The 18,369-nt window shown below is 27.6% G+C and carries 19 protein-coding genes; 17 read left to right on the top strand and 2 right to left on the bottom strand.

What is annotated here, in order from left to right:
* The first annotated feature begins 57 nt into the window (after positions 1–57).
* On the top strand, positions 58–924 hold the full coding sequence (locus tag KGF52_RS11490; protein WP_227840284.1) for a hypothetical protein: 867 nt from the start codon (positions 58–60) through the stop codon (positions 922–924).
* Positions 925–1,003: 79 nt separating this feature from the next.
* On the opposite strand, the gene KGF52_RS11485 is transcribed toward KGF52_RS11490, so the two are convergent.
* Both KGF52_RS11485 and KGF52_RS11480 read right to left on the bottom strand, forming a co-directional pair.
* Positions 1,004–1,483 (bottom strand): GNAT family N-acetyltransferase, encoded by a 480-nt coding sequence (locus tag KGF52_RS11485; protein WP_227840283.1) that lies wholly within the window; start codon positions 1,481–1,483, stop codon positions 1,004–1,006.
* Between the two features lie 72 nt (positions 1,484–1,555).
* Entirely contained in the window at positions 1,556–1,996 is a 441-nt protein-coding gene (locus tag KGF52_RS11480; RefSeq protein WP_227840282.1) for a GNAT family N-acetyltransferase, read from the bottom strand.
* A 160-nt stretch (positions 1,997–2,156) separates the two neighbouring features.
* Between KGF52_RS11480 and KGF52_RS11475 the strand changes: the two genes are divergently transcribed.
* The 16 genes from KGF52_RS11475 to KGF52_RS11400 all read left to right on the top strand — a co-directional run bounded on the left by KGF52_RS11475 (position 2,157) and on the right by KGF52_RS11400 (position 18,360).
* Entirely contained in the window at positions 2,157–3,218 is a 1,062-nt protein-coding gene (locus KGF52_RS11475) for a SpoIVB peptidase S55 domain-containing protein (RefSeq protein ID WP_227840281.1), read from the top strand.
* Positions 3,219–3,360: 142 nt separating this feature from the next.
* Complete coding sequence (spo0A, locus tag KGF52_RS11470; protein ID WP_227827123.1) at positions 3,361–4,185, top strand: sporulation transcription factor Spo0A; 825 nt, start codon at positions 3,361–3,363, stop codon at positions 4,183–4,185.
* Positions 4,186–4,593: 408 nt separating this feature from the next.
* Positions 4,594–5,715 carry a putative cytokinetic ring protein SteA gene (steA, locus tag KGF52_RS11465; RefSeq protein ID WP_227827124.1) on the top strand — a complete coding sequence of 374 codons (1,122 nt, stop codon included), beginning with the start codon at positions 4,594–4,596 and terminating at the stop codon, positions 5,713–5,715.
* Between the two features lie 17 nt (positions 5,716–5,732).
* Positions 5,733–6,608 carry a copper transporter gene (locus tag KGF52_RS11460; protein WP_227827125.1) on the top strand — a complete coding sequence of 292 codons (876 nt, stop codon included), beginning with the start codon at positions 5,733–5,735 and terminating at the stop codon, positions 6,606–6,608.
* Between the two features lie 23 nt (positions 6,609–6,631).
* On the top strand, positions 6,632–7,324 hold the full coding sequence (locus KGF52_RS11455) for a glycosyltransferase family 2 protein (RefSeq protein ID WP_227827126.1): 693 nt from the start codon (positions 6,632–6,634) through the stop codon (positions 7,322–7,324).
* A 7-nt stretch (positions 7,325–7,331) separates the two neighbouring features.
* Complete coding sequence (locus KGF52_RS11450) at positions 7,332–8,156, top strand: glycosyl transferase (RefSeq protein ID WP_227840280.1); 825 nt, start codon at positions 7,332–7,334, stop codon at positions 8,154–8,156.
* A gap of 4 nt (positions 8,157–8,160) precedes the next feature.
* Positions 8,161–9,228 (top strand): DUF3866 family protein, encoded by a 1,068-nt coding sequence (locus KGF52_RS11445; RefSeq protein WP_227840279.1) that lies wholly within the window; start codon positions 8,161–8,163, stop codon positions 9,226–9,228.
* Between the two features lies 1 nt (position 9,229).
* A complete protein-coding gene (locus KGF52_RS11440) occupies positions 9,230–9,766 on the top strand; it encodes an NUDIX hydrolase (RefSeq protein ID WP_227434140.1) in 537 nt (178 codons plus the stop codon).
* A gap of 68 nt (positions 9,767–9,834) precedes the next feature.
* On the top strand, positions 9,835–10,440 hold the full coding sequence (locus tag KGF52_RS11435; RefSeq protein WP_227840278.1) for a stage II sporulation protein M: 606 nt from the start codon (positions 9,835–9,837) through the stop codon (positions 10,438–10,440).
* A gap of 11 nt (positions 10,441–10,451) precedes the next feature.
* Positions 10,452–11,366, top strand: coding sequence for a tyrosine-type recombinase/integrase (locus KGF52_RS11430; protein ID WP_227827130.1), 915 nt, complete (start codon positions 10,452–10,454; stop codon positions 11,364–11,366).
* A gap of 41 nt (positions 11,367–11,407) precedes the next feature.
* Positions 11,408–12,580, top strand: a complete 1,173-nt coding sequence (locus KGF52_RS11425; RefSeq protein ID WP_227840277.1) for a phosphopentomutase — start codon at positions 11,408–11,410, stop codon at positions 12,578–12,580.
* Positions 12,581–12,649: 69 nt separating this feature from the next.
* Positions 12,650–13,462 carry a purine-nucleoside phosphorylase gene (locus KGF52_RS11420; RefSeq protein ID WP_227840276.1) on the top strand — a complete coding sequence of 271 codons (813 nt, stop codon included), beginning with the start codon at positions 12,650–12,652 and terminating at the stop codon, positions 13,460–13,462.
* 186 nt (positions 13,463–13,648) lie between these two features.
* The gene (locus tag KGF52_RS11415) at positions 13,649–14,974 is read left to right on the top strand and encodes a pyrimidine-nucleoside phosphorylase (protein ID WP_227840275.1); all 1,326 of its coding nucleotides are present in this window, start codon (positions 13,649–13,651) and stop codon (positions 14,972–14,974) included.
* Positions 14,975–15,200: 226 nt separating this feature from the next.
* A complete protein-coding gene (gene mltG, locus KGF52_RS11410) occupies positions 15,201–16,280 on the top strand; it encodes an endolytic transglycosylase MltG (RefSeq protein ID WP_227840274.1) in 1,080 nt (359 codons plus the stop codon).
* A 171-nt stretch (positions 16,281–16,451) separates the two neighbouring features.
* Positions 16,452–17,126 carry an O-methyltransferase gene (locus KGF52_RS11405; protein WP_227827135.1) on the top strand — a complete coding sequence of 225 codons (675 nt, stop codon included), beginning with the start codon at positions 16,452–16,454 and terminating at the stop codon, positions 17,124–17,126.
* Positions 17,113–18,360: a peptidase U32 family protein gene (locus KGF52_RS11400; protein WP_227840273.1), complete on the top strand. Its 1,248-nt coding sequence runs from the start codon at positions 17,113–17,115 to the stop codon at positions 18,358–18,360. Before KGF52_RS11405 ends, KGF52_RS11400 begins: the two co-directional genes overlap by 14 nt.
* Positions 18,361–18,369 lie beyond the last annotated feature (9 nt).

Here is an 18,369-nt window from a genome sequence, read left to right as displayed (position 1 = left end):
AATTTTAAGTTTTTGAGTATAATATTATGTATTAAGGTAGTAGTGGGGGGATATTAAATGAATAAAAAAAATACTATGTACTTAATTTTTATAATAATAGTTATTATAGTATTAGGGTATATTTTATTAGCTATTAATAGTATCAAAAATAATCTTAACACTTCTAATGATAAATTAGATTATTTATCACGAGAAATTATGAATACTAAGTCAGACGTTAGCAATACAATTAATGAGGAAATGTCCAAAAGTTATATAACAAAAAGCATTAATTTAAAAGTTAAAAAATTAGAAAAAGACGAATGTGTAATTGATGTGGATACACAGTTGAGTAAACTTGGTAAGGATGGAAAAGTTTTCTTTATGTATAAAGCAGATAGTGATAAATGGAATGAGATTGAGATGACAAAGCATGGAGAATTATCATATATTTGTGAAATAAAAATAACTACAGGTAGTGAATATGATTATAAAGTAGTTACAAGTGGTACAATATCTGAAAGCTCAGATATTCAAAAATTGACTAAGTCTGATTATATGCCTGAACCACCTGTATTTAATTATGGAATAAGGGACAACAAGGAATACTTTATTGAAATATTGGAAAACAGCAATCTATTTAATCATGAAAGTGAAAAATCAAAAAATAAAGTTTATAATAATATCAAGTTAAAAAATGTAGATATTATTGTAAATGAAGGTAAAGGAGATACTGTATATAAAGCGAAGTCTGATAAAGTATCAAATGATAGTGAAGATGATAATATAGATAGAAAGCAAGTAAATTATGAGGCTACTTTTCCTAAAAAGGATATTGATGATATAATTTATATTAAAGCAAAGCTTACATACAATAATGGCGTAGAATATATAAAAGATATAACTGAAGATATAAGTATTGGTTTGGAAGACTTAGAGAAATAAATATATTCAAAATAATTTAATCAGTAAAATAGAGTATAAATAAAATATATATAATTTTATTTATACTCTATTTTTTTATTTATAATTTTAACTCCATGTATCTAGCCCCTTCAATTGGATTATAAGTGTAAGGGTCTATATCATAAAAACCAATTTTTTCGTATAAACCTTGAGCACTTTTCATGCTTGGAAGAGTATCTAGTCTCATATATGTATATCCAATCTTTTTAGCTTCTTCTACGATTTCTTCTAATAATATTTTTCCTATTTTAAGTCCTCTAAATTTATCTCTTACATATAACCTTTTTAATTCACATACTTTATCTTCAAGTTTTTTTAATGCAACACAACCTGCTAAATTTTCATCAACAAATGCTAGTATTAATGAACCTGAAGGTTTTTCATATTTTCCTGGAAGTGTTTTTAATTCATTATTAAAGTCTTGGAAACACAAATCTATATTCAATGAATTTGAATATTCATTAAATAAAATCTTTACATTTTCAAGATTTTCTAAATCATTTGCTTCAACAAATTTTAAAATTACATTTTGAGTCATTTTGTTTATCATTATATAAATATATTTATATAATGACTTCACCTCCTTGATAGATATATATTTTTGTTAATATCAATTAAATTTTAATACCATTACCTTTTCTCCACCATAGTCAAGTTCTCCATTAAACTCAAATCCAAAGCTTTTGTAAAGTCCAATAGCCATTTTGTTGTTATCGAATATACTAAGGTATAACTCATTGCTATTATATTCATTTTTAAGATGATTTATAAGGAAATTTAAGGATGCTTTTCCATACCCTTTGCCTTGATACTTTGAGTCAATCATGAATCTATCAAGCCAAACTCTGTCATCTTCTAGGCGACCATACATAGCAAATCCTATCAGTATATTGTCATCATATATTCCAACAGGTATCCAAGCTGTTATAAACTTAGACTCAGCAATAGAAAGTGCATTGCTTTCTATATAATCTAATTGATTTTTATCTACAGACAAATTGACTAAATCATGCCAATTATTTATGTCTGCAATTCTTACATTTAATTTCAAAATATTACCACCCTTCAAACTTTTTACTACAATATAATACTACCATATTATAGGCTAAAAAGCACTTAGTAAGATATACAACGAGGTTTTTAAATGAATAAATTTTTACGATAAAGGAATTATAAATACATAATAATACAGCATAGGAGTAGATGAATATATGAACAAAATAAATAAGAATTTCAAAAATATTTGGATAATATTAGGAGCTGTATCGATTTTTATGATGGTTATAATTTTTCAAAATAAAAATTGTAATACGAATAATGAGACCCCAATAGAAACTTTTACAATTAAGAATCATGATAAAAAATATGTATATCCACTTGGAAATATAATTGGAGTGAAAGCAAATACAGATGGTGTATTGGTTTTAGGATATGAGGAAGAGGATGTAGATTATATTGGAGGCATACAGATTGGCGACAATATAGTAAAAATAGATAATAAAAAAATAAAAGATAGTCAGGATGTATCAAAGATTTTAAATGAAGCTAAAAAAAGTAAAATAGAAGTGACTTTTGAAAGAAAAAATAAATATAAAACAGAGACAATAGAAACTAAAAAAGAAAATGGTAATTATAAACTTGGATTATGGGTAAGAGATAAGATATCTGGAATTGGAACTATGACTTTTTATGACCCTAATATGGAAAAATTTAAAGCAATTGGTCATGCTATAAAAGATTCGGACACTAATGAACTATTAAAGATTAAGCAAGGCTATATATATAAACCAGAAAAACTAAAAATAGTAAAAGCCAGTAATGAAAAAGTAGGTAGAATAAAAGGGGATTTTAATGATGGTAATCTGATGGGAAATTTTTCGAATAACTCAGAATTAGGTATAAGTGGTAATATTACAGAAAAACAAAATAAAGAATTTAATTTAGCAAATAAAGAATTACAATTAATTGAGGTTGGAAGACCTCAAGATGTAAAAATAGGGGATGCAATAATTCTTTTTGAAGACAAAAACAAAAATATAACAAGCTATGATATAAAAATAGAAAGTATAGTATATGATAAAGGAAATTATAGAGATATGGTAATAAAAGTTGTAGATGATAAGTTATTGGAATACACAGGGGGGATTGTACAAGGGATGAGTGGGGCTCCAATAATACAAAATAATAAAATTATTGGTGCAATAACTCATGTTTTTAGAGATAATCCGAAAAAAGGATATGGTATTTTTATAGATGAAATGATAAAATTGTAGGTGAGGCATTAAAAAATTTTATTATTTTATCACTTATCTAGGAGGAATATAATTTTGAAGTGTCGAATATGCTTTAGAGTAGATAATTAGGAAGCAATTTGTGTAAAAAGTTTAGTTTTCTGTAATAAGAAGATGTTTTTTAATGGGGGGATTTTTAGTGGAAAAAATCAAAATAGTTTTAGCAGACGACAATAAGGATTTTTGTCAGGTATTAAAAGAGTATTTGTCTAATGAGGATGATATCGAAATATTAGGCATAGCTAAAGATGGGATTGAAGCATTAGATTTAGTAAAAAAGACACAACCAGATTTATTAATATTAGACGTAATAATGCCGCATCTGGATGGATTAGGTGTAATTGAAAAATTAAATACTATGGATATACCTAAAATGCCAAAAATAATAGTACTATCAGCAGTAGGTCAAGATAAGATAACTCAAAGCGCAATAAATCTAGGAGCAGATTACTACATAGTAAAGCCGTTTGATTTTGTTGTGTTTATAAACAGAATTAGAGAACTAGTTTCTAATAGAGTTACTCAAGTAGAGCCAAAGCCTAGACCAGTTCAAGAAACTCAAATGACAAGAAGTGATTTTGTTAAAAATGTAGGTAACATAGAAACAGAAATCACGAATATAATACATGAAATAGGAGTACCAGCTCATATAAAAGGATATTTATATCTAAGAGAAGCTATAAAAATGGTCATTGAGAATGTTGAACTTTTAGGTGCAGTAACAAAAGAGTTATATCCAAGTATAGCTAAAAAATTCAATACAACACCAAGTAGAGTTGAGAGAGCAATAAGACATGCTATAGAAGTTGCATGGAGTAGAGGAAAAGTTGACACAATAAATCAACTATTTGGATATACGGTACACAATACTAAAGGAAAACCAACTAATTCAGAATTTATAGCAATGATTGCTGATAAATTAAGATTAGAACATAGTATGGTTAAATAAATAGACAGAAAAAGTAAGACCTTTTAATAAAGGTATTGGCAATAAATATGCATTACAAACAGCAAAACGGTATAACCAATAGGGTTATACCGTTTTGCTGTTTTAATATATAATAAAAACTTTATTTTTTCTTTATTATTTGTTTAATATAATTTTATTATACTATGGCCATAGTATGTACCTTTGTCAATTGTAGATTAATGCTGATTTGTTTTTTAATATAAAAATATACTTTAACAAGTTGAAACATTAATTTTTAAAGTATATTGTAAAAAAAATTAAATAAAAAAATCATAAAATATAGTGTTATAAGGATTAAAGATGTAGGACAAACTTAAAACATTTATTTTATTGTTAAGTAATGCTATAATATAATGTGATTTTAATAATGATAGTGGAGGTTTAAAAATGAGAGTCGAGGCCCCTATAAAAGTAGATCGAAAAACTAAAAAGCTTGCTAAAAGAGTTGAAAGTGGGGAAATAGCAGTTATAAATCATATAGACATAGATGAAGTTGCTGCAAACTCTTTGGTAGAAGCCAAAATAAAACTTGTCATAAATGCGGCGCCTTCTATAAGTGGTAGATATCCTAATAAAGGTCCAGGAATATTAACTGAGAATAATATCTTAATAATTGATAATATTGGAGAAGAATTATTTGAAGAATTAAAAGAAGGACAGACTATAGAAGTTATAGATGGAAAGATATATAGAGAAGGACAATTTTTAGGTGCAGGTGAAGTTTTAGATAAGTATGAAGTTTCGTATCAAATAAAGGCTGCTTATGAAAACTTAGCCGTAGAATTAGATAGATTTATAGACAATACTATAGATTATGCTAAAAAAGAAAAAGGATTTATACTTGGTGAAGTAGAAATTCCAAAAGTACAAACTAATTATGCAAATAAGCATGTATTAATAGTTGTAAGAGGTCAGGACTATAAAGAAGATTTAAGTACAATGCTTTCATACATAGAAGAGGTAAAACCTGTTCTAGTTGGTGTTGATGGAGGCGCAGATGCTTTAATTGAGTTTGGATATACTCCAGATGTAATTGTAGGAGACATGGATAGTGTAAGCGATGAAGCTTTAAAAAAAGCTAGTGAAATAGTAGTACATGCTTATACAGATGGTAGAGCGCCAGGCCTTAAGAGAGTTCAAGAACTAGGTTTAGATGCAGTTGTATTTCCTGCACCAGGAACTAGTGAAGATATAGCTATGCTTATTGCATATGAGTATAAAGCAGAGTTAATAGTAGCAGTGGGTACACATTCAAATATGATTGATTTCCTTGAGAAAGGAAGAAAGGGAATGGCAAGTACTTTTTTAGTTAGACTAAAGATAGGTTCTAAGCTTATAGATGCTAAAGGAGTTAACTTGTTATATAGAAGTAAGCTAAAGATAAAGTACATATGGGCATTAATAGCAACAGCCTTATTTCCTGTGTTGGTAGTTGCATCATTGTCACCAGGAGTTCAACAATTTATACAGTTAATGCAATTGAAATTTAAAGTATTATTACAGATGTAAATTTTAGGAGGATAAATATGCATATTAATATGAAATATTATATAGTCACTATTGGTGCTATATTTATAGCTTTGGGTATAGGCATGTTAGTAGGATTTAATTTAAATAATAATCAACAATTAAGTGAGCAACAAGCAAATATAATAAATGACTTAGATGATAAATTTAATATTTTAAAAGAAAAAAATGATAAACTTGATGTAGATTTAGCAAAGGTAAATAAAGATTATGAAGAAGCAATTAATTTTATAAATAAAAATGTGGACAAGGTTTTAATTGGTTCATTAAGTGGAAAAAGTATAGGAATAATATCAGCTAATGAAAATGATGATTATACAAAAAATATAGAAGATATAATAAACAAGTCTAATGGTAGTGTTGCATTTAACATAGTGTTAAAAGAAAATATAACAAATCCAGAAAAATTAAAAGAAATCTCAAGTAAATTAGGTGCAGAAATTAAAAATACAAATGATGCAGTTAATTATATAATTGATACTTTGAAAAAGGAAGATGCAAGTGACATTTTAACATATCTTCAAGAACTAGATGTAATAAAATTTAACTCTATTGGTGACACATATCTAAAATATGAATCTGTTGTAATCGCTGGTGGAAATGATGCAAAAGATAAGACAAAACAATTTGACAAAATAGAAAAATTTTTAGTTTCAAAAATAAAATCAGAAAATAAATATTTAGTAGAAGTTCAAAATACAGGAGTTAAAACTTCTTATGTAGAATTATATTCTAAAAATAAAGTTGCAACTATAGATAATATCGATGAGGGTGTAGGAAGTGTATCTCTAGCTATGCTTTTACAACAAGGTAATATAGTTGGTAATTTTGGTAGATTAGATACTGCAACTTCATTGTTGCCATCTATTAAATAGAAATAATTTTAAGGAGAGAAAAAATGGATTCTTATATAAGTATAATAATACCAGCTTATAATGAAGAAAGTAGAATAAACTATACATTAGAAAGTATAGTTGGAATTAAAGAAATAAATGAAATAGTAGTTGTAGATGATGGTTCAACAGATAATACTGCTAAGGTTGTATCTGAATTAAAGAATGAAAAGATTAAATTTTTTAAGTTAGATAAAAACAGAGGTAAAGGATATGCTTTAAACTATGGGCTTAAAGTATCAATGAAAAGTGCAAATATTATAGGATTTTTGGATGGAGATTTAGGCAGTTCTGCTAAAGAAATCGAAAAATTAATTGTACCAATATTAAATGGTGAAGCCGATGTTACTATAGCAAAGTTTCCTCCTGCAAAGAAAAAAGGAGGTCTGGGATTTGTAAAAGGTTTAGCTAAAAATTCTGTTTTTGAGATGACAGGAGTTGAGCTAGATGCAACTCTGTCAGGTCAAAGAATATTTAAAAGAGAAGTTTTAGAAAAATTTGATGAAATACCTTTTGGATATGGTGTTGAAGTTGGAATGACGATTGATATACTAAAGTATGGTTTTAAAATTAAAGAAGTATTAGTAAACATGACTCATAATGAAACTGGCAGAAATTTAAAAGGATTTGTTCATAGAGGTAAGCAGTATTATCATATAAAAAAGGTTTTAGGACAAAAAAAGAAAGAATGGAGGTAATATCTTAGTGAAAGATTATATACTTTATACCATTTTATTATTAACAGGATTATTTGGAACCTATGCTGCAATACCACTATTTAAAAATTTATTGATAAATGGAAATATACTTAGACCAAACTACAAAAAAGATATGATACCAGTAAGTATGGGAATTGTATTTTTACCTATGCTTGTGATTAATGGAATAATACTTGCATTTTTTACTACAGAATATATAGATTTAGCATATATATTTATGTTTATGTTTGGCATGATATCCATGTTTTTTGCAGGAATACTAGATGATGTTATTGGAAATAGAGATGTAAGTGGTCTAAAAGGTCACTTTAAAAGTTTATTCAAGGGAAGTCTTACAACTGGAGGCTTTAAGGCATTGTTTGGTGGATTTGTAGGACTTATAGTTTCTGTGTCTATATCAAAAGACATAATAGATATAATAGTAAATACATTAATAATAGCTCTATCAACCAATTTAATGAATCTTTTAGATTTAAGACCAGGAAGAGCAATAAAAGCATATTTATTTATAATGGTGATTGTATTTTTAACATTGACAGGATTTATTCAAGTTCTTCCACTACTTATAGTTCCAAATGTGCTTGCATACTTTAATTATGATTTAAAGGCAAGAGCAATGATGGGAGATACTGGTTCAAATGTTCTTGGAATGTCTATTGGAATTCTAATTTCTTTTGGATATCCATTTAATATCAGACTGGGATGGTTAATATTTGTAGTTATTATGCATATATTTACTGAAAAATACTCATTGACTAAAATAATAGAAAAAAATAAATTATTAAATTTTATAGATAAGTTGGGAAGGTAGCATTATGATAAGCAAAAGAGTGGGGATTGTTGAATCAATTGTAAGTCAAACTGAAACGCTGGATGATATAAGAGTAAATATAAATGGAGAAATACAAAGAGCATATAATTATCCAAAACTATCTGGGGTAGTAGATATAGGAGACGAAGTAGTTTTAAATACAACAGCAGTAGAGCTAAGTCTAGGAACTGGTGGATACCATTTTGTAATAACTAATTTAAACAATTTAGAATCTAGTTTAATTGAAGGTGGTCATATAATGAAACTTAGATATACACCACTTCAAATAAAGGTAGATTCTGTTGAGGAACAAGAAAGCATTTATCATGATAAATTTGGTGATTTTACAGAGTTAGAAGACCTTCCTGTTGTAGTAGGGACTCTTCATAGCATGTTAACTCCATTTGCAGCTTCATTTAAAAGAAATAACCCTAATAAGAAATTAGTATATATAATGACTGACGGGGCATCTCTTCCAATTTATTTAAGTAAAAATGTAGATACTTTAAAAGGAAAAAAATTAATAGATAGTACAATAACTATAGGAAATGCATTTGGGGGAGACTATGAGTGTATAAATATATACACTGCATTGATTACAGCAAAAGAAATATTAAAAGCTGATGTAGTATTTGTAAGTATGGGGCCAGGAATAGCTGGTACAGGTACTAAATATGGATTTACAGGAATTGAACAAGGTCCAATTCTTGATGCTGTAATAAAGCTTGGAGGAAGAGCAATAGCAATTCCAAGAATTAGTTTTGCTGACAAACGAGAAAGACATCAAGGTATTTCACATCATAGTATGACTGTATTTGAAGAAATTGTAAATGTAAATATAGATATACCAATAACTATATATGATGATGAAAAATTAAAATTTATAAAAGAACAAGTTAAATCTAGTGGTTTAGATAAAAAGCATAATATAATTTATATAGATAATAATAAAACGAAAGAGGATTTAGACTATTTTAATCTAAAAGTAAAAAGTATGGGAAGAAATTATGAGCAAGATGAGGCATTTTTTAAAGCTGCAAGTACAGCAGCATATTACTTAATGGAGGTTTAAGATGGTATTAGAAGAAAAAACTATTAGTAGTGATAGAGTTTATACAGGTAAGGTAATTACTTTAAAGGTCGATACTGTTGAAATTCCAGGACAAGGATATCAAAAAAGGGAATTAGTAGAAGTTGGTGGTGCAGTAGGAATAGTTGCAATTACAGATGATAATAAAGTTGTATTAGTGAAGCAATTTAGAAAACCTATAGAAAAACCAATTTTTGAAATTCCAGCTGGTAAGCTAGAAAAAAATGAAAGTCCCAAAGAATGTGCTGAGAGGGAGTTAAAAGAAGAAACTGGATATAGTGCAAAAAATATTAAACTAATACATAAATTTTTCACTTCAGCAGGTTTTTCTAATGAGATAATGTTTGTATATTTGGCAACAGGTCTTACTCCAGGAGAAAATAATTTAGATGCAGATGAATTTTTAGATGTTTACGAAGTTGAGCTTGAAGAAGCCTATAATATGGTATTAAAAAATGACGTTGAGGATGCAAAAACTTCTATTGGATTATTATTAGTAAAAGATATGTTTAAAAATTAATATTCATAAAAATGAATAACCCCTTGTCCTACAGCATATTATTTTATAAAGGACAAGGGGGAATAAAATTGAGAAAAACATATAGAAAAAATGATTTTAGAGAATTAAATAGACAAATAATTATTATAGGATTGTTGTTTATGATGTCTATTGTTATTGGGTCCTATATAAATAAAATATTACCAGGTTCTAGTGATAATATTTTAAACAATATAAATCCTGCTGTAGAGTATTATAATCTGAATATAAATGTAAAAGATACAGTTCTACAAAATTTAAAGTCAGATACAATATTTATGGGCTCGATAGCTCTATTAAGCCTATTTGTAGTAACAATTCCAGCAGTATTAGTAATTTTTGTGTTAAAGGGAATGTCAATTGGATATACAATAAATAGTTTTATATTGGCATTAAAACTTAAGAGTGCAAAAATGATTTTAATAATATTATTTAAAAATTTGATTATTATTCCATGTGCAATCATATTAACATTAATTAGTTTAAGCTATTTTAAAGAGATGGTTTATGAATTTAAAAAGAAAAATAGAAGAAATATGCAGTTTTTAATTAAGAGGTATATACTAAATATTATAATTATAATAGCACTATCATTGGGGTTGCAATTAATATTAAATACTGTAAGTATTGGTATTATTAAGTTCCTAGTTAAATAAAGGAGTTTATAATGGATATTATAGAGGAATATATAGATTACATAAAAGATAAAAAAAAATTATCAGAAAACACAGTGGCATCATACTTTATGGATATAAAAAAATATATGGAATATATAAATCAAAAAAGCATTAAACTAGTAGATATAGTAGAAAATGATATTATAAGTTATTTAATAAAGTTGGAAAAAGATAATGTATCAATAGCTACAATAGCAAGGATGATATCATCTATAAAATCTTTTCATGATTATTTATTTTTAAATCATGTATGTACAAATAATCCTGCAAAGGATATAAAAAAACCTAAGGTAAAAAAAGAAAATATAAATATACTTACAGAAGAAGAAATTGAAAGATTATTAAATTTTCCTAAGTTAACAACACCTAAATTAATTAGGGACAAGGCTATTTTTGAAGTATTATATGGTACAGGTATAAAAGTATCAGAACTAGTAGATATGAATGTAGACGATGTTGACTTGGATATTGACTATATATATTGTAGTTCATGTTGTAAAAGTCAAAGAGTTATACCACTCTGTGATATTACAAAACTTTATTTAGAGAAATATTTAAAAGAAGCAAGACCTAAAATAGCTGTAGAAGGTGAAAAGTCATTATTTGTAAGTTCATTAGGACAAAGGTTTACACGACAAGGTCTTTGGAAAGTTATAAAAAAATATTCTAATTTAGCTAATATAGATAAAAACATAAATCCTACAATGCTTAGACATTCATTTGCGATTCACCTTTTGAATGAAGGTGCTAACATTGCTGTTGTAAGTAAAATCTTAGGAAATGTTAATTTGTCTAGTTTACAAGTATATTTAAACCACATAGATAAAAACGTGAGAAGAGAAATAAAAGAAAAACATCCTAGAAATGATATTGATATAGAGTTACAAAAAGTAGAAGCTAAATAGACTGTATAGCAAATTTTATAATTTAAAAGGAGCATATTTATATGAGCAGAGTAATTTGGATTGTAATTGATAGTGTTGGAATAGGAGCATTACCTGATGCTGAAAATTTTGGAGACAGTAAGGATGTAAGTACTCTTGGAAATATATTTAAAGAATATCCAGATATACAAATTCCTAATATGAGAAAATTAGGTATAGGAAATATAGATGGTGTAGATTTTTTTGAAGATGAAAAAGAGCCAATAGGATGTTTTGGAAAATGTAAGGAAATGTCTCAAGGAAAAGATACTACTACTGGTCACTGGGAAATGACTGGGATAATAGTTGATAAACCCTTTAAAACATTTGAGCATGGATTTTCAAAAGAAATTATAGAAGATTTTGAGAAAAAAACTGGAAGAAAAGTAGTAGGAAATAAGCCAGCTTCAGGTACTGTGATAATTGATGAATATGGAGAACATCAAATAAAAACTGGAGATGTAATAGTATATACTTCAGCTGATAGTGTATTTCAAATAGCAGCTAATGAAGAAGTGATTCCATTAGAAGAGTTGTACAGTATGTGTAAAATAGCTAGAGAAATAATGATGGGTGATAATGCAGTTGCTAGAGTAATTGCTAGACCATTTATAGGTAAAAAAACAGGTGAATTTGTTAGAACTTCAAATAGAAGAGATTATTCACTAGACCCATTTGAACCAACTGTACTTGATAATATAAAAGAATCAGGTCTTGAAGTTTTAGCTGTTGGAAAAATAGAAGATATTTTTAATGGTAAAGGAATTACAGAAGCTATTCATACTAAAAGTAATATGGATGGAGTAGATGAAACTTTAAAATATATGAAACAAGACAATAAAGGCTTGATATATTCAAACCTTGTTGATTTTGATTCAAAATACGGTCATAGAAGAGACCCAGAAGGATATAAGAAAGCACTTGAAGAGTTTGATAATAGACTTCCTGAGATAATGAGCAGTATGAGAGAAGACGATATTCTTATAATTAATGCAGACCATGGAAATGACCCGACATATAAAGGTACAGACCATACAAGAGAATATATTCCAGTAATGATTTATGGTAGTAAGGTTAAAAAAGGATTTAATTTAGGAATAAAAGATACTTTTGCTGATATTGGAGCAACTGTTGCAGATATACTGGATGTAAAATCGCCTAAACATGGAGTGAGTTTTAAAACAGATTTATTTTAAATATTAAATAGAAGATAAATATATTAAAGTAATAAAAATTAGCTTAATAGTATGAATGGAGGGATTGGAATGTTTGAAAAGATAGAACAAAGTAGTAAATTTATAAATTCTAAAATTAATATAAAGCCTAAGATTGGTCTAATATTAGGTTCTGGACTTGGTGATTTAGCAAATGATATAGAAGATTCTGTCATAATTAAATATAGCGAAATTCCAAATTTCCCTGTTTCAACAGTAGAAGGACATGCTGGGCAACTTGTTATTGGAAAGCTTGCAGGAAAAGAAGTAATTGCTATGCAGGGAAGATTTCATTATTATGAAGGTTATTCTCAAAAAGAAGCTACTTTTCCAGTTAGAGTTATGAAAGCTCTTGGAGTCGAAATTCTTGTAGTAACTAATGCTGCTGGTGGCGTAAATAAACAATTTAAACCAGGGGATTTGATGATTATAAGAGACCATATAAATTTTAGTGGGAGTAATCCATTAGTAGGAAAAAATGATGATAGACTTGGAGATAGATTTCCAGATATGTCAGATGCCTATTCTTGTAAATATGTAGATATAGTTAAAGAGTGTGCTAAAGAATACAATATAGATGTAAAAGAAGGTGTATATATGTTCTTTAGTGGACCTAATTATGAAACACCAGCAGAAGTAAGAATGGCTCAAATATTGGGGGCTGATGCAGTTGGAATGTCAACAGTTCCAGAAGTTATAGTAGCAACACATTCTAATATTGATGTTATTGGTATATCTTGTATAACTAATATGGCTGCTGGTATTTTAAATCAACCATTAAGTCATGAAGAAGTTATACAAACTACTCAAAAAGTTAAATCAGAATTTTTGAACTTAGTTAAGAGCACAGTTAAGAATTTATAGAGGATTTAAGTAAATTTATTATAAAATAGACAATGTACAATTTGAAAATAATTAATAAGGAGCTGTCTTGATATAGAAAAGTATTTCTAATAAGAGACAGTTTTTTATAATATTATAATATATAAATATATTTATAAATTTAAAAATCTATTTACATTATTACAGATTAGAATGGAGATTTCAAGTATGAGAATGTATGATATTATAAAAAAAAAGAGAGATAATTTAGAACTTAGTAAAGAAGAGATAAATTACTTTATAGAAAATTATTCTAAAGGAGATATACCTGACTATCAGGCTTCTGCACTATTAATGTCTGTTTATTTAAATAAGATGAATAAACAAGAGACTGTATATCTTACAGAAGCAATGATGCACTCTGGTGATATGATAGAGCTATCAGGTATCGAGGGTATAAAAGTAGATAAACACAGTACGGGTGGTGTCGGAGATAAGACTACAATAGCTCTTATACCTCTAGTTGCTTCATGTGGAGCACCTGTTGCAAAAATGTCTGGCAGAGGTCTTGGACATACTGGAGGAACTATTGATAAATTGGAAGCTATACCAGGTTTTTCTACAGAAATGGATATAAACAAATTTATCGATTCTGTAAATAAGCATAAAATAGCAGTTTGTGGTCAAAGTGCAAAGGTAGCAATTGCAGATAAAAAAATATATGCTCTTAGGGATGTTACAGCAACTGTAGATAATATATCATTGATAGCATCTAGTGTAATGTCTAAAAAGCTAGCTTCAGGAGCTGATGCAATCGTATTAGATGTGAAAACTGGAAATGGAGCATTCATGAAGACTTTAGAGGAGTCTTTTGAATTGGCAAAGGCTATGGTTGATATAGGTGTTGGTATGAATAAAGATACCATAGGAATTGTGACAGATATGGATGAACCTTTAGGATTTGCTGTTGGTAACTCTTTAGAGGTTATAGAAGCAATTGAAACTTTAAAAGGAAATGGACCAAAAGACCTTGTTGAATTATGTGAAGTTTTAGGAGCATATATGCTAGTTTTAGCAAAAGTCGCATGTAATTTTGATGATGGTATTGAAAAGATACGAGAATCAATAAAATCTGGTAGAGCTATAGATAAACTTAAAGAGTTTATAGAAAATCAAGGTGGAAATAAAGACATAGTTGATGATTATTCTTTATTTAAAGAATCAAAGTATAAGTATCCAGTAAAATCAGATAAATCTGGGTATATAAGTAAGATTAAAGCAGAAGATATAGGCATATCAGCTATGATTCTTGGAGCTGGTAGAGAAACTAAAGATGATATTCTAGATTTATCAGCAGGAATAATTTTAGAAAAAAAAGTTGGAGATTATGTAAAAGAAGGTGAAGTTTTAGCATATATGTACTATGATGATGATAAAAAACTTACATTGGCAAAGGATAGATTCGTCAATTCATATTCTATTGTAGATGAAAAAATAGAAAAAAATAAATTAGTATATGGTATTGTAACTAAAGATGAAATTAAAAAGTTTTAGAAAATTTTAGAAAAAGTGATTATAAAAAGCCTAACATGTCAAAAATAGTGTTAGGCTTTTTATTTTTTTGAAAAGCTTGAGAAGTAATAAATATATAATAATAAAAATATATTTTAAAGTATTTTTTTATAATATAAATAAGTTTATTCGACAAGATGATTGAAAATTACAGTGCTTAGCTTTATAATAGAAAATGGACAAATATACATAAGGAGTAGATTATATTATGAATTTTAAAAAAAATAGATTGAAAATAGTAGCATTAATAGTTGTTATTTTAATTGTTGTGATAGGTATATTTGTGTCTATGCAAATAGGTCCTTATGATAAAAATAACAAAGAAGATGTAATTATTGAAATTCCAAGTGGAGCATCAGTTGGAAAAATATCTGACATACTATATGAAAATAAATTAATAAAAAATGAACTATTGTTTAAATTGATAGTAAAAGTGAGTAATAAGGCTCCATCTATAAAATCAGGAACATATTTACTTAATCAATCGTATTCAAATAATGATATAATAAGCCTTTTAGCTTCAGGAAAAATATATCATGATGGTGTAAAAGTAACTATTCCAGAAGGTTCTACATCTAAAGAAATTATATCAATATTAGTAAATAAAAATTTAGGAGATAAAACCACTTTTGAAAATCTAATAAAAAAACCTAAAGAGTTTTATGACAAGTTTACATTCTTGAAAGAAGATGGAATAACTTCTTTAGAGGGATTTTTGTATCCAGAAACTTATTATTTTAATTCAAAAAAACAATCAGAGGAAGATATTTTAAGTGAAATGTTAAAGGTATTTGATAGTAAATATACAGACAAATTTAAAAAGAAACAAAAAGAATCAAAGATGACTCTTCAAGAAGTAATGGAGATGGCTTCAATAATTGAAAAAGAAGCTGTACTTGATAAAGATAGACCAATAATAGCAAGTGTATTTTACAATAGACTTAAAGTGGGTATGCCTCTTCAATCAGATGCAACAATACAATATATATTTGAAGAAAGAAAGAAAATTGTAACTTATAATGATTTAAAAATTGATTCACCATATAATAGTTACAAAAACAAAGGATTACCTCCTACACCAATATCAAATCCTGGTATAAAATCTATTGAGGCAGCACTTTACCCAGATAAAACAGATTACTTGTATTTTGTAGCAAAGATTGATGGAGGAAATAACTATAGTACAAACTATCAAGACCATTTAAAATATGTTAAAGAGTACAAGGAAGCGAGAGATAAACAAGGTAAAGATACAAAAACAACAAATAATGAAAATACCAAAAAATAAACAATGATTATAAAAAGTCTAACAGGGTAAGAATAATGTTGGGCTTTTTTATTGAAAATTGTTATTCTTAGATTTATAATAAAGAAAGTGTAAATATACAGAGCAATATGAATTTAAAAAATAATAAATTAAGACAAAATTTTAATGTTTATTATTTTAGGGAGTGTTTTTATGAGTAATATAGTTAATGACTTGGTTGAAGATTATATAAGAGTAACATTAAAGGAAAAAGAAGGACTTTTAAAAGATTTGGAAATTTATGCTGAGGAAAATAGTGTTCCTATAATACACAAAGAAGTTTCAGATTTATTAAAAGTTTTATTAAAGATTCAAAAGCCAAAAAGAGTTTTAGAAGTAGGGTGTGCAATTGGTTATTCCTCTATTTTCTTTGCAACAATCATAGGAAAAGATGCAGATATAATAACTGTTGAAAGAAGCGAAAAAATGATAGAAAAAGCAAAAGAAAATATAAAATTAGCTGGTTTTGAAAATAACATAACTATACTAGAAGGAGATGCAGAAGAAAAATTGAGTCAAATCCAAGGTGAATTTGACCTTATATTTATAGATGCAGCAAAAGGTCAATACAAGCTATTCTTTGATTTAGTTATAGATAAACTAAAAGATGGCGGATTATTAGTTTCTGATAATATTTTATATAAAGGAATGGTTGCACATGATGATTTTGTTGTAAGAAGAAAGAAAACCATAGTAAAAAGAATGAGAAATTATTTAGATTATATATGTAATTGTGATTATTTGAGTACATCATTGATACCAATAGGAGATGGTGTAGCATTAAGTTATAAAGAAAGTAAAAGAGGTGACGTAGATGGAATTAAATAAAGTTGAACTTTTAGCTCCAGCAGGTGATTTGGAGAGATTAAAAATAGCTATAACATATGGAGCAGATGCTGTTTATATAGGTGGAGAAATCTTTGGAATGAGGTCTGCTGCAAAAAACTTTAGTAAAGAAGATATGGCAGAAGGTGTAGATTTTGCACATGAGAGAGGGAAAAAGGTATTTGTAACAGTAAATATAATCCCTCACAATGAAGATTTTCTACAATTAGAAGCTTATTTATTGGAGTTAGAAGAGATAGGAATAGATGCAGTTATAATAGCTGACCCAGGTGTTCTTAGTGTAATTAAAAAAGTAATTCCAAATATGGAAATACATTTAAGTACACAAGCAAATACAACTAATTATCTTAGTGCCAATTTTTGGTATGAACATGGAATAAAAAGAGTTGTAGTGGCAAGAGAATTATCATTTGATGAAATATCTGAAATAAGAGCTAAGACACCTTTAGATATGGATATAGAAGCTTTTATGCATGGAGCTATGTGTATTTCTTATTCAGGAAGATGTTTGATAAGTAATTATATGACTGGAAGAGATGCAAACAAAGGTTCTTGTGCTCAATCTTGTAGATGGCAATATCATTTAGTTGAAGAAAAAAGACCAGGAGAATATTTCCCTATATATGAAGATGAAAGAGGCACATTCTTTTTTAACTCAAAAGATTTGTGCATGATAGAATACATACCAGAATTAATTAAATCTGGTATAACAAGCTTAAAAATAGAAGGAAGAATGAAGACATCATATTATGTTGCAACAGTTGTAAGAGCATATAGAATGGCAATAGATGAATTTTATAAGGACCCTGAGAACTGGAAATTTAATCCTATTTGGATGGAAGAGTTAAAGAAAGGTAGCCATAGACATTTCACATCAGGTTTTTACTTGAATAAACCAACAACAGAAGACCAAAATTATCAATCAGCATCATATGTTAGAAACTATGATTTTATAGGTATAGTTAGAGAGACAGAGGATGAAAATGGGCTTATTGTAGTTGAACAGAGAAATAAAATGTGTGTTGGTGATGAAATAGAAGTTATGGGACCATATAAAGAAACTATGTTTACTAAAATAGAAGAAATGTACAATGAAGAAGGAGAGCCTATAGAATCAGCTCCTCACCCTAGACAGATAGTTAAGTTAAAACTATCTGTAAAAGTTGAGAAAGATTATATGCTTAGAAAAATTATAGAAGAAAAAGTTGAAGAGTAATAAAAATTT

Origin of the sequence: Clostridioides sp. ZZV15-6597, from assembly GCF_020657815.1 — a bacterium.
Taxonomy (GTDB): Bacteria; Bacillota; Clostridia; order Peptostreptococcales; family Peptostreptococcaceae; genus Clostridioides.
This window is presented reverse-complemented; position numbering and strand designations above follow the sequence as displayed.